Source organism: Pseudomonas sp. NPDC087697, assembly GCF_044743155.1.
Classification (GTDB): Bacteria; Pseudomonadota; Gammaproteobacteria; order Pseudomonadales; family Pseudomonadaceae; genus Aquipseudomonas.
Genome location: NZ_JBIUVW010000008.1, coordinates 126,074 through 138,290 on the forward strand (window position 1 = coordinate 126,074; position 12,217 = coordinate 138,290).

Consider the following 12,217-nt stretch of genomic DNA (forward strand, 5'->3'; position numbering starts at 1 on the left):
TGCCGGCGGCAATGGCGGCGCGGATGCCCTCTTCATGATGCGGCGCCGGCGTCAGAACGAGGACGAAGTCGACTTCCGGATGCTGCACCAGCTCTTGCAGCGAATTGAGCGCGTACTTGATGCCGTGGCGCGCCGCGACCGCATCGGCCTTTTCCTGGCTGCGGCTGTACACGGCGACGATCTCGAATTCCGGCAGCAGCTTGAGCGACGGGATGTGGCCATATTCAGCCCAGGTGCCAACGCCGACCAAGCCGACGCGGATTTTACCGGTACGTGGGTTCAGGCCTTTTTTTACGGTGGTCATAAGAGTTCCTTGAAAGTTAAGTCAATAAGAATTGCGGTGGATGAATTACGGTGAATGAATTGCGGTGCTGCCGTCAGGCAGGCAGAGCGCGCTTTTCGGCGACAGCCGCACGGCGTCCGATGACCCACGTCAGGGCCAGGGCGGCGATGGCCGCGGCGGCGCTGACGAAGCCCAGGTTGGGGGAACCGCCATAGGTCAGCGCCAGCGAACCCAGTCCTGCGCCCAGCGAGAAACCGAGGTACATGAACGAGGCATTCAGCGACAGCACGATGGGCGCCGATTTCACGCCGGCGGTGCCGACCAGCGTGGTCTGCTGCGCCGGATAGAAGGCCCAATGCGCAATCCCCCACGCGATCACGGCCGCCAGCACTGGAGCGATGGCCCAGCCTTTGGACAGCCAGTGCGCGCTGAACGACAGCAGTAGGAAGGCGGTGGTTGATGTCGCCAGGGCGGGAATGATCACAGCGCGCGGGCCGTGCTTATCCACCGCCTTGCCGCTGATCGCCAGCCCGATGGCGGCCGATACGCCCCACAGGAACAGCACGAAACCGATCTCGGCGCCGTGGATATTAGTGGCGTTGCCGATGAATAGCGCAAGATAGGTATAGGTCGCGTAGCTGGCCATGGCCCACAGCGTGGTCACCAGCAGCGTCAGCAGGATGGCTGGCTGTGCCGCCGTCTTGACGCGCTCTTTCAGCGTGGCGGTGGTCAGGCCGGCACCTATGCCTTGCGGCAGTCCAAACAGCAGACCGGCCAGCGCCAGCGCCGACAGCCCGGCCACGCTGACAAAGGTGGCGCGCCATCCCAGGCTGTCGCCGATTAGCGCCCCCATCGGCACGCCCAGCGCGATCGCCATCGACAAGCCGCCATTGACGATCGCGATCGCGGTGCCACGCCGTTCCGGTACCACCACTGCGCTGGCCAAGGCATTCGCGCCCGGCACATAGAGTCCGGCAGCAAAGGCCAACAGCACGCGGGCCACCATCAGCGTCCAATATCCTTGCGCGGCCCAGGCCGCCACGTTGGCCAGTGCGAAGGCCGACATCGACAGGATCAGCAGCGTGCGGCGATTGATGCGTCCGGTCAGCGCGGTCAGCACCGGCGAACTCAGCGCATAGGCAAAGGCAAACGCCGTCACCAGCTGGCCGGCCGTGGACACGCTCACGCCCAGGTCGACCGCCATGCCGGGCAACAGGCCGGCGATCATGAAACTTTCAGTACCAACCGCAAACGTGCCCAGGGCCAGCCAGTACAAGGGCCAGTTCCCCTTGATGAGATGGGAGGATTGCTGTGCCATTTTGTCACTCCACATAAGTTTTGATCGATGAAGCAACTGTAGGGGCGCTCACTCCTTGGATAAATAGGCAGCAGTTCCGAACATATAGGAGCAAAAAGTCCGATATGGAGGCAGTCAGCAGGGGGGCGGATGCGATCGTTCCGGTGTGTTCGAACCGCTGGAAGGTTTTCCTGGGTAATTGCAGGCCTACACTGGACTCAGCGTGTCCCCCCAATGGCGAAAGATACGAGATGAGGCCACGGAACTTCTGGTCAAACCTGTTGTTCGCAATGCATGTGGGCGCAGCCATGGCGGCGTGCCCCCGGCTGCGACGCGGGTAGGCATCAGCGATCGGGGATTTACCTCGTTTCGCACGGCGACCGGCTATGCCGGCATGAGCGTGGGTGTGTTCAAGTAGCTCGCCAGGCGCAGCGGCTGCCGCATCAAGTTTGTCTGGCTGCCGAACGTGCGCCTGATGGTGGAACTGGCGGCCGGCAATATCGACGCCGTCGCCTCCATTCCCTACCGCGCAGAGCGCAGGCACATCGCCAAATACGTGCCTTACGGCTACACCCGCTTCGAGCTGGTGGTTTCGCGGCGCATCCCCGGCCGCTTAGATGCCTAGATGCGCATATGTTGGACCACGTAGTCGATAAACACCCGCAGCTTGGGCGAGGCATAGCGGCTGGCCGGCCACAGCATGGAAAACGTCACGGTCTGGCTCATGTAGTCGTCCAGCAGCGTGACCACGCGGCCGCTTTCCAGTTCATCGCGCACGATGAAGGTTGGCAGGAAAGCGATGCCCTGCCCTTGCAGCAGGGCTTGCGTGATAGCTTCGATGGTGGTGCAGGTCAAGCGTTCGCGCAGCAGCGGCTCCGGCTCGTCCGCCTCCAGCTTGAAGGGCCAGCGTTCGATCTTGCCGGTGGCGGGAAATTTGTGCAGCAGGCAGCCATGCGAGGCCAGCTCGCGCGGGTGTGCGGGTGTGCCATGCTGCGCCAAATACTCCGGCGTGCTGACCACCACCTGCTTGCAGGTGCCGATACGGCGCGAGGCCAGCCGCGAATCATGTTGGGTGCCGGTGCGAATGACGGCGTCGAACCCTTCTTCGATGACGTCGACCATGCGGTCGGACAGGTCGACATCAAGCGCGATATCCGGGTAGAGCCGCATGAAACCATCCAGCGCCGGCATGACCAGACCGATCAATTGCGGCGTGCTGACGCGCAGCCGTCCGCGCGGCGCGCCGGACGCTTCCGACAGTTCCGCTTCCGCCGCCTCCACCTCGCTCAAGATGCGGCGGCAGCGTTCGAGGAACAGCGCGCCTTCGGTGGTCAGCGTGATGCTGCGCGTGCTGCGATGAAACAGCCGGACCGCAAGCCGCTCCTCCATCCGGGCGATGCTCTTGCCCACGGCGGAAGACGAGACGCCGAACAGGTTACCGGCCTTGGTGAAGCTGCGGGTCTCGGCCACTGCGACGAACATCGAAATCCCGCTCAAACTATCCATGTCCGCTCCATTATTTAAGACTAAACCGTCCGCTATGATAGCAATTTTGAGAGTCAGCTGGCGGGGTCGGCAAAAATGCCAGCGAGGAAAGCGGTGAACAAGCGCACTTTTTGCGACGGCAGCCGGCCGGCGGGAAGTATGGCCGGCAACAGCGCGTGATGCGCGCTGCCGCCTAGCTTCGGCTCAATTGGGCACTCGATAGACCTCGTGCTCAATCAGAACCTTCCAAATATATGAATTTTCATCCGGCTGGGAATGCGAGGTTGAACTCTCCCATATCATGCTTGGCGGAAGCCCATACGCTAGCGTTGAAATACGCAAGCGTAACGCCTTAGCACCTCCGCCAGAATATGCAGCGGTCAGCGACCCTTTACTAAGATTTGTCTCAGGAAAGACCCTGCTCACAAATTCTGCCAATCCAGAAAGCTTACAGGCGAAAACGTCAGACTTTAAGGCGGCAGCAACCTGGCGTTTTTTGCACGGATAGCTGCTTGCGCAGCTTCCCAAGTGTGGCGTTCCCGCTCAATGGCAGCCAAGCGCTGCCTAGCTGGTGGCTTCTGTTCGGCGATTTTCTTTCGTTGGGCTTCGATATATGGAGCACGCCATTCATCTGGTGCGGCTCCAACATAAATAGGCCGATCTATGTAATTGAATGGACTCGCCCAAGCCGAGGCGTCTATGCGCCACGGCGGCATTCTATGAAAGCCAACGACAGCGAGGGCGAGGCCATGAGCAAGCATACGGCGATAAACAAATCCTTGTCGCCAGCCGATCTTCCGGCGTGTACGACAGTAGCGGTGGATCTTGCGAAGAGTGTGTTTCAGGTCGCGGGGGAAGATGCCCTCGGCCAGGTTATCCACGAGCAGCGGATCAAGTCACGTGAAGCTTTCCATCTGTTCCTGCACCAGTTGCCGGCGGGCGTGACAGTGCTGATGAAGACCGGTCCGGGCGCGCAGGCCTGGGCGCGGCTATTACAGGCGCGGGCGATCACGGCCGAGACGGCCTTGCGCCTTGCCCGCTACTTAGTCGTTCTCCTTGCCAGCTCTGATTGGGCGCTGTTTCAAAACGACTCTTATTCCGGAGCTTATTTTATGATCGTACGTTCCTCCGAAAAGAAGTATTCGCACTTCTTCGGATCGGCAAATCTGTCTTCATCCAGCTTGATGACGTTAAGATACGATGGTGAATTGGCGAAGGCATTGAAACCGTCTATATCGTCGAACCACAATTCCACAATTCCGTCTGTGTCGCCCAAATTCGGACCGGCTGGCCGATCCCCGGTAATGAAGCACTGAATGTAATGGCGCACATAGCGCTTCACGTCGGGTTGACTTGCGAAAAGGGGAGCATGTACGTCGCGCCAATAAGCCACGCATTGCTCGTGGGTCATATCGGATCGGCGCCTGACAAGAATATGTACTTTTAACATGGTTTTGTTCCTCCTTTGTGTGTGCGACTTGCGTCCGTTTCAGTTACGTTCCAACGTCCGGTAATCCGGTAAATTGTTTCCGTTTTGGGACAGCCCAATGCATGAGGATCGCCGGACGCAATTTCTCAAGCTCATAACCGACGCAAAATTCAAACCCGAACAGGCCGCCTTCGTCACCGCTTTTCAGAGCCGGGAGCATGGCGCATTCAAGAAGACGGTTGCGAGCCTAGCCTGGGGTTCCTTCGCGTGGTGTTTGTCTGAACCGGGCCATCTGATCGCCTTCGATGGCATGCAGTCCGGCGCCGTTAAGTTGCTGCGAGATTTTCTGCCGTCCTAGTGCAGCAAGTATTTCCCGCCGACCAGGCGGGGCCGGAAACCCAGTGAAACGCGGGCCGCCCCACACCTAAAAATGACTATGGCCTTGTTAGCCGGTCGAGTCAAAAACGACGACTCGTAGAGCGAACAGTGAACCCTCGGCGCGCGTCAAGCGGCTCCCGCCATCCTAGCCAGAGGTATCCGGTAGTGGCGTCGCAAGCCGTAGTGTTATTTCCCTGCTTCGTGGCACTAAGAGGGGGATGTCAGGCGCAAGCGGACTGCTTCTATCCCGGCGCAACTGGTCCGTACAATGGATTTCGTCAGTCATATTCTCGTTTCCCCGGTGATTGGCGTAAACGTGTGGTTATCAGCCAGTCGTCAACGGGAGTCGGCAAGGGAAGACTAGCGACGAGACTGCCGCCGACACTGCGACTGCTGCTAAACCGGCGCGAGAAAATCCTATACTTCTGATGGCGGCAAATTGACGGAGCTCGAGCGTCGATACTGAATTGGCGAGATGCCTCTAGTCGATTTGAAGGCGCGGCTGAACGAAAATTCTGATTGATATCCAACACGCGATGCGATATCGCGAACTCGCAAGTCGGTCTGCTCGAGCAGCCGAGCGGCAATGCCCATGCGCCAGCGCATTAGATAGCCGTGCGGCGATTCACCTACTGAGCTACTGAAGTTGCGGACGAAAGCTGCGCGCGACAAACCAGCTTCTTCGGCGAGTTCCTCTAGTGTCCACGCACGTTCGGGCGCTTCGTGTATGCGCGCGAGAACCCGTGTCATGTGCGGCGAGCGCAGGGCTGCAAACCAGCCGTTTGCTGCGGGCGAAGTAGCTTCGGCCCAATCTCGCATGAAGTAGACGAACAAGGACGACAGCAGGTTACGCACCACAATCTGATTACCGAAGTTCGGCGTCTCTACTTCGTTACGAAGCATGCGTAGCGTGTCGCTCAGCGGTGAGCATCCGGGTTCCATTCCGGCGCGGAGCGACACGGCTTGTGGCAGCGCCCGCAAAGCGGGAAGAGCAAGGTGCAGGTCCATGTCGAACTGGCCGCAAATCATAGTGGTGGCCTTTGGGTCGCGGTCGACGACGCCATTGCGCATAGCCAGGAACGTTTCCAGTGGCATGGCTTTGCCTCGCCGCGAATGCACCACTTCGTGTGCGCTGCCGCGCGGAAACAAGACCAGTTCACCAGCCTGCAATTCAATAGTTTCCGTCTCGGGTTGACGTACGAAAGCACGTCCTTCGGCCACGAAATGAAACACCACCGCTTCGCGCGGTAGTACTGCAAAACCCCATGGGTCCGCCACGCGTGTGCGCACTAGAACCAAGCCGTCCGCGTGGATCGCTTTCAACCAACTGTTCAACGCATGCATGACCGTAACCTATGGCAGATTGAGACGAGCCGCTATATTTTAGCGCCGTTTGGTTATGGACAGCCTCCATAGGGGTGATTCAATGAGGAGAGCAAAAAAACCCCAAAGGAGCAATCCATGTCAAGAGAACGAATCCAACACGCGCTGGACATTATCTACGACAAAGTCTTCAACCAGGGCCAGGCGGACCTATATCGGGAGATCGTGAGCGGGCCATACATACAACATAACCCGCTTTTTCCGGATGGACTCGATGACATCCTGGGCTATATCAAACAGGCCGGGCGCATCCCCTGCGAGGTCAAGCGCATCGCGATCGATGGCGATCTCGCCTTTGTACATGTGCGCTACCTGGAATGGGGCGGCCAGGAAACTGCTGGCGTCGACATCTTCCGCTTCGATGCCGACGGCAAGGTTTTGGAGCACTGGGATGTGCTGCAGCCGGTGCCGAAGACGACTAACAACGCGAATACGATGTTCTAAACGGATGACGGCGGGGGCAGACTAATTCATACGCGGCTGGTCTTGCGCGCCGCTGCCAGCTTCGTCGCGTTGTCGCCGCTCTCCTTCATCGAACGCACAGCATAGGAGTATCCGCAGTGACTTGCGATGCTCGAGGGCGGCTATAGGGCAGCCTCTCGACCCATACGCCGGTGATCGAATAAACCCGAAGGAAATCCCATGCGCAAAGATATTGAATTCAAGGCCGAGGACGGCACACTGCTGCGCGGCTGGCATTACCTGCCGGACCAGCACCCAGGCAAGGTGCCGACGGTTGTGATGGCGCACGGCTTCGCCTCGGTAAAGGAAATCTACCTCGACAAGTACGCCGAGCTGTTCGCGAAAAGTGGCATCGCCTCATTGGTCTACGACCACCGCTGCTTCGGCGCAAGCGACGGCACGCCACGGCAGGAACTCGATCCATTGATGCAAATCCGGGACTGGCGCGACGCTATCAGTTTCGTCGAAACCTTGCCCGAGACCGACACCGCGCATATTGGCATCTTCGGCTCCAGCTACAGCGGCGGCCACGTGTTCGTCATCGCCGCGCAGGACCGTCGCGTCAAGTGCGTGGTCTCGCAGGTGCCGTTCATTAGCGGCGCGCGCAATTCGCGCCGCCTGATCCGCGCCGACCATCTCGCGCCGACCCGTGCGCTGCTCGATGAAGATCGCCGCAACCGCTACGCTGGCAAGCCGCCCGGAATGATCGCAGTGGTCACCGAAGACCCGGCCGCGCCGAGCGCGTTGCCGACCGCGGATTCGTGGGCATTTTTTAGCGCCGTCGCCGAACGTGCGCCGGCATTTCGCAACGAGGTCACGTTGCGCTCGCTCGACCACTTTCTCGGCTACGAACCGGGCATCCACATCCGCGACGTCAGCCCGACTCCGTTGCTGATGATGGTCGCGCTACAGGACCACCTCACCGTCGCTGACGAGTCCCTCGCCGCCTACGAGCAGGCGCTGCAACCGAAGAAGCTCATCATGCTCAAAGGCGGCCACTTCGATGCCTACGTCAATGATTTCGACGTCGCCGGTGCCGGCGCTCGCGATTGGTTCGTTGAGCATCTGCTATCTGTCTGAGCCACGGGAGCGACACGCCATGTCCGACTATGAAACTCTACAGGTTCACACCGCGCATGCGGTGATGACCGTCACTCTGTCCAATCCGCCTATCAACCTTGAAACCGACGCGATGATGGCGGACCTTGATCGCCTGGTCACGTTCCTCGAAGGCGATCGCGAGACGAAAGTGGTCATCTTCCGCAGCGATACGCCCGGCTACTTCATGGCGCATTTCGATATCGCACCGGGGGCGGGGCGCGTGCTGCCTCCGCTCGGTGCGGCGCCGCTGCATGGTGTGCTGCACACGCGTATCAGCCACCTCGACCAGGTCACGATCGGCGAACTGCGTGGCCGCGCGCGCGGCGGCGGCAGCGAATTGCTGCTGGCGCTCGACATGCGCTTCGCTTCGCGAGAGAAGGCGCTGATCGGCCAGCCGGAAATTATGCTCGGCTTGCACGCCGGCGCCGGCGGCACCGCGCGCCTCGTGCAATTGATGGGCCGGGGGCGTGCGTTCGAGGCGGCCTTGAGCGGCCTCGACTACGACGCCGATACCGCTGAACGTTACGGCTGGATCAACCGAGCGTTGCCGGACGCCGAAATTCGCGACTTCGTTGATCGCCTGGCGCAACGCATCGCGAGTTTTCCTGCCTCAGGCATCGCAAGCGTCAAGTCGATCGTCAACCAGACAAGTCCGATCAGCTCGAGTGTTTTGAACGAGGACTCGGCGCGCTTCTGGAAGGAAATCCAGTTGCCGGAGGTGCAAGAGCGCCTTACCTGGATGCTCGCCAACGGCGGTCAGATGAAAGGACCAATGGAAGACGAACTCGGCATGAACCTCGCGCGCTTTCCCGAAAAACCTTGATCGAGATGGAGGACCCTATGGCCCATTGGAACGTAACGAACAAAAACGGTATCGTGTCGGCGGCGTACAACGATCCGCCGATGAACTACTTCACAACCGCCGGCACGACCGAGCTCGCTGCACTGATAGAGGAGTGGTGCGATCCGGCTGTCAAGGTCGTCATACTGACGGGCGGCGTGCCCGGAAAATTCATCACGCACTACAGCGTCGAAGAGCTGCTGTCCTACGCCGAAGACCGTGACGAGCTACGCCGTTCGGGCACGGCGTTCAACGACGATTACCACGCCTTGTTGAACGCGCTACAGAACCTACCGAAACCAGTGATTGCCGCGATGAACGGCGATACGATGGGCGGCGGCTTCGAATTGGCACTGGCCTGTGACATCCGCATTGCGGCACGCGGCGAGCATCGGATCGGTTTTCCCGAGGTCAAGGTCGGACTTTTGCCGGGTGGCGCCGGCACCCAGCGCCTGCCGCGTCTCATTGGCGTCGGCCGCGCGCTCGATTTCATTCTACGCGGTAGCGTCGTCGACCCGGACTACGCGCTGGCGCTCGGCCTCGTTCACGAACTGGCGGACGACGCTGCCGCACGCGCACTGGAACTCGCCGATGAATTGAGCAGGCTTTCAGCGTTCGCGCTGGCCGCAGTAAAGCGCTGTGTCTACGCAAGCGTCGATACCGATTTTGCGACCGGACAGAAACTTGAGGCTCATTGCTTCGCCGACACGTTACTGACCGACGAGGGGCTCGCGAAGATGCGCAGCTATATAGCGGTGCCGCCGGCGCAGCGCGGGGCTCTGTTCGGCCTGCGCCGGTCCGGCGATGCCGGATGACATCGATCCGGTGGTGGCCTTCTTGGCCTCCGGCGATGCGCGCGGCTATGTCGACTATCCCGCACTCCAAATGGCGGCAGTCATGTCTGACATTTGAGTTCGACGCCAACTGGAGCGAACAGTCGCGCCTGTCCGGCCCGATATAGGGGTCGTCGTTGTCGTACAAGGTCGCCTTGTCGGACTTCGGGATTTTGATGTTTGGGCGTCGCGCGTCGCCTATTGGTTTTTCTTTTTTCGACGTACGGCGGGAACAACTGGCAAAGAAAGTCTCGATGCTCGCAACTGGTTGCGTCGTTATCGTGCTTGACGAGGAGAAGGATAGCACCACCTTCGCTGGTACGCTCAGGGGTATGATCCTGTAGGAGTTGGCGAAGCTTGCGATCTAGAAATGGAGGTCCGTTCGCACATGCCTTCGACCAACTTTAATCCGCAGGCTAAAATTTTCTATCGGCCCATCGACGCAGCACTGCGTTGGTGCAAGCTCATTCGTTTTGAAACGCAAATATTGCAGGCTGCTTGGTCCCACCCAGAGGAACTCAGGCTCCTGTTTCCCCAGTGGCCATGCCTACAAACCAATACCGAAATAATTTATGACGCCGTCCGCAATGGCGAATTGCCGTATGGCTGTTTAGGTATTTCGGTGCCCCGGGGTACCCCCGTGGAGCTCACTCTGTTGACGGTTCGACATTCGGATCTGCGTCATTGGATGCAGATCTACTACCCCGATCAGAGACCCGACTTTCTATTCGAGTCAGGCGACGATACTCGAGACAAAATTAGCCTGGGTGTTTACTTTGCACTCCAGGCCGAGCGGGATGCCCTCCTGCGGGAGCGGGATACTATGCAACGTCAGCTCCAAGATGTCGAAGCTGACCTTAGGGCGCTGGGACTTGAAAAGGAAAGGCTTAAATCGTTGGTAACTACCCAGGGGCAGCTCAGCGAGCGAAGCGAACACACCTACCTGCAGATAATCGGCGCCTTGCTCAACACCTTCTTGGACTCGTCACCTGCGGGCAAGCCTCTCTCCGTGTTTACTAGTCAATCAGCAATCGTCGATGCTGTGACCGCACGCCACAATGACATTCCCGGTCTCAGTAAACGGACGCTAGACGCGAAATTTGCTGCAGCCAATCGTAGCCTCAAAAAACCACCTGAACCATAGCATTGCACTGCAATGTCCTGACTTGCAGTGCAATGACTCTCACGCTTTTCTGCTATTCAATTCAGGTCACTTCCCATCACGCGCCAGGTGGCGCCAGGAGTGACCATCATGTCCAGCTCATCCGTCCCGCTCGCTGACATCCCTCACCCACCGGCCGAGCGTCACATCATGCGTCGCGACGAAGTGGAGCGAAAAACTGGCTTTAAGCGGGCGCACATCTACAACTTGATGAGGGAAGGTAAGTTCCCCCTAGCTAAACGTATTGGGCTTCGTGCCGTAGGCTGGGACTCGTTGGAGATCGAACGGTGGATCACCGAACGCCTGGCGCAGCAGGCGTCGTGATGACCCTGCGGGTAGTGTCGGTTATTTCCACCAAGGGTGGCGTGGGTAAGACCACGGTGACCGCCAATCTCGGCGGCCTCCTGGCCGATGCTGGCCTACGCGTGCTGTTGCTGGATCTGGACAGCCAACCCACGTTATCCAGTTACTTCCCGATGGGTTATGAAGCGCCTGCAGGGGCCTACGAACTAATCGCGCTCCACCTAACCGATCGCACTCAAATCATTTCCAGCACAAGCCTGGATAACCTCGATCTGATTGTCTCCAACGATGATCAAGGCAGGCTAAACATATTGCTGCTGCATGCGCCGGACGGACGGATGCGTCTGCGCAATCTGCTCGATGACTTTCGCGAGCACTACGACCTGCTGCTGATTGATACCCTGGGCGCGCGCAGCGTGCTGCTGGAAATGGCGGTCCTCGCCTCTGACCTGGCGATATCCCCGATAACCCCGATAACCCCGATAACCCCAGAAATGCTCGCGGCACGCGAGTTGAGCCGCGGCACACTGAAACTCCTCGGCGACCTGAACCCCTTCCGTCACCTCGGCATTGCAGTACCACCGTTGCGGTTGCTGCTGAATCAGGTGGACCCGGTCAGATTGGATGCACGGATGATCGTACGCGGATTGCGGGACAGTTACGCGACGACACCGTCGATTGCCTTTCTGAACACCGCAATCCCCAATCGGGTGGCCTACGTGAATGCCGCCTCCCTCGGCCTGCCCGTTCACCAGGTCGAGGCTTACCGCCCGAGCAGCCGACGCTCGCCCTCAGCGCTGGAAACCATGCGCGCCTTGGCCATCGAGCTGTTTCCCGAGTGGAGCGCCGTAATTTCCTCGGTGGGCCCCAGCTCGAAGAGACCGTTATGACGACTGCCAATCTGACACTGCCCTATTCGCTGGAAGCGGAGCAAGAGGTACTTGGCGGACTCATGCTGCGGGTCGCATTCATTGCCGAGCAAACCCGCTTTACCACTTTGCATGCCAACTCCGTGTGGCAAGGAGCTTCCTGATGCGCCATGACGTCGCAAAAACACTACCTCATTCACTCACCGTATATCCCGCGCAGGAGTTGATGGATGAGGAGTACTGCACCGTATTGTTCCGCCTGCAAGGCGGCCGACCGGCCATAGGTGAGCTTCTACTCGATCTGTCTCAGCACTTTGAAAGCTCAGGTACCGTGGAGATCGTCAGAGTCCAAGTCGGTGACTATCTGAGCGGTCATCCATCGTGAGATGTA

General features: G+C 59.3%; 16 protein-coding genes and 1 pseudogene. 12 read left to right on the top strand and 5 right to left on the bottom strand.

Annotated features, from left to right (window positions below):
- Nucleotides 1-304: Gfo/Idh/MocA family protein (locus tag ACIPIN_RS08780; protein WP_401117550.1), on the bottom strand; the 304-nt coding region annotated here is incomplete at its 3' end.
- Between the two features lie 73 nt (nt 305-377).
- Entirely contained in the window at nt 378-1,601 is a 1,224-nt protein-coding gene (locus ACIPIN_RS08785; protein WP_401117551.1) for an MFS transporter, read from the bottom strand.
- 454 nt (nt 1,602-2,055) lie between these two features.
- Here ACIPIN_RS08785 and ACIPIN_RS08790 point away from each other — a divergent pair, with 454 nt between their 5' ends.
- Entirely contained in the window at nt 2,056-2,205 is a 150-nt protein-coding gene (locus ACIPIN_RS08790) for a hypothetical protein (protein ID WP_401117553.1), read from the top strand.
- Here ACIPIN_RS08790 and ACIPIN_RS08795 read toward each other — a convergent pair.
- On the bottom strand, nt 2,202-3,086 hold the full coding sequence (locus ACIPIN_RS08795; RefSeq protein ID WP_401117554.1) for a LysR family transcriptional regulator: 885 nt from the start codon (nt 3,084-3,086) through the stop codon (nt 2,202-2,204). The two genes, ACIPIN_RS08790 and ACIPIN_RS08795, sit on opposite strands and share 4 nt — an antisense overlap.
- 728 nt (nt 3,087-3,814) lie before the next feature.
- Between ACIPIN_RS08795 and ACIPIN_RS08800 the strand changes: the two are divergent.
- Nucleotides 3,815-4,069, top strand: a pseudogene (locus ACIPIN_RS08800) (IS110 family transposase); the annotation flags it as partial.
- 101 nt (nt 4,070-4,170) lie between these two features.
- On the opposite strand, the gene ACIPIN_RS08805 reads toward ACIPIN_RS08800, so the two are convergent.
- Complete coding sequence (locus ACIPIN_RS08805; protein ID WP_401117556.1) at nt 4,171-4,515, bottom strand: EthD domain-containing protein; 345 nt, start codon at nt 4,513-4,515, stop codon at nt 4,171-4,173.
- 97 nt (nt 4,516-4,612) lie between these two features.
- Between ACIPIN_RS08805 and ACIPIN_RS08810 the strand changes: the two genes are divergently transcribed.
- Nucleotides 4,613-4,852 carry a BsuBI/PstI family type II restriction endonuclease gene (locus ACIPIN_RS08810; protein ID WP_401117558.1) on the top strand — a complete coding sequence of 80 codons (240 nt, stop codon included), beginning with the start codon at nt 4,613-4,615 and terminating at the stop codon, nt 4,850-4,852.
- Nucleotides 4,853-5,289: 437 nt separating this feature from the next.
- On the opposite strand, the gene ACIPIN_RS08815 is transcribed toward ACIPIN_RS08810, so the two are convergent.
- Nucleotides 5,290-6,216 (bottom strand): AraC family transcriptional regulator, encoded by a 927-nt coding sequence (locus ACIPIN_RS08815; protein WP_401117559.1) that lies wholly within the window; start codon nt 6,214-6,216, stop codon nt 5,290-5,292.
- A 117-nt stretch (nt 6,217-6,333) separates the two neighbouring features.
- On the opposite strand from ACIPIN_RS08815, the gene ACIPIN_RS08820 reads away from it, so the two are divergent.
- From ACIPIN_RS08820 to ACIPIN_RS08860, 9 genes are all read left to right on the top strand, one after another.
- Entirely contained in the window at nt 6,334-6,699 is a 366-nt protein-coding gene (locus ACIPIN_RS08820) for a nuclear transport factor 2 family protein (protein WP_401117561.1), read from the top strand.
- Nucleotides 6,700-6,897: 198 nt separating this feature from the next.
- Nucleotides 6,898-7,797: an alpha/beta hydrolase gene (locus tag ACIPIN_RS08825; RefSeq protein WP_401117563.1), complete on the top strand. Its 900-nt coding sequence runs from the start codon at nt 6,898-6,900 to the stop codon at nt 7,795-7,797.
- A gap of 19 nt (nt 7,798-7,816) precedes the next feature.
- Nucleotides 7,817-8,641, top strand: a complete 825-nt coding sequence (locus tag ACIPIN_RS08830; protein WP_401117564.1) for an enoyl-CoA hydratase/isomerase family protein — start codon at nt 7,817-7,819, stop codon at nt 8,639-8,641.
- 17 nt (nt 8,642-8,658) lie between these two features.
- Complete coding sequence (locus ACIPIN_RS08835; protein ID WP_401117566.1) at nt 8,659-9,474, top strand: enoyl-CoA hydratase/isomerase family protein; 816 nt, start codon at nt 8,659-8,661, stop codon at nt 9,472-9,474.
- Between the two features lie 406 nt (nt 9,475-9,880).
- The gene (locus ACIPIN_RS08840) at nt 9,881-10,636 is read left to right on the top strand and encodes a hypothetical protein (protein ID WP_401117568.1); all 756 of its coding nucleotides are present in this window, start codon (nt 9,881-9,883) and stop codon (nt 10,634-10,636) included.
- Nucleotides 10,637-10,744: 108 nt separating this feature from the next.
- On the top strand, nt 10,745-10,978 hold the full coding sequence (locus ACIPIN_RS08845) for an AlpA family phage regulatory protein (RefSeq protein WP_401117569.1): 234 nt from the start codon (nt 10,745-10,747) through the stop codon (nt 10,976-10,978).
- 5 nt (nt 10,979-10,983) lie between these two features.
- A complete protein-coding gene (locus ACIPIN_RS08850) occupies nt 10,984-11,847 on the top strand; it encodes a ParA family protein (RefSeq protein ID WP_401117664.1) in 864 nt (287 codons plus the stop codon).
- Nucleotides 11,844-11,990: a hypothetical protein gene (locus tag ACIPIN_RS08855; RefSeq protein WP_401117571.1), complete on the top strand. Its 147-nt coding sequence runs from the start codon at nt 11,844-11,846 to the stop codon at nt 11,988-11,990. The genes ACIPIN_RS08850 and ACIPIN_RS08855 overlap by 4 nt, the downstream gene beginning before the upstream one ends.
- A complete protein-coding gene (locus ACIPIN_RS08860; protein WP_401117573.1) occupies nt 11,990-12,211 on the top strand; it encodes a hypothetical protein in 222 nt (73 codons plus the stop codon). Before ACIPIN_RS08855 ends, ACIPIN_RS08860 begins: the two co-directional genes overlap by 1 nt.
- Nucleotides 12,212-12,217: the final 6 nt, after the last annotated feature.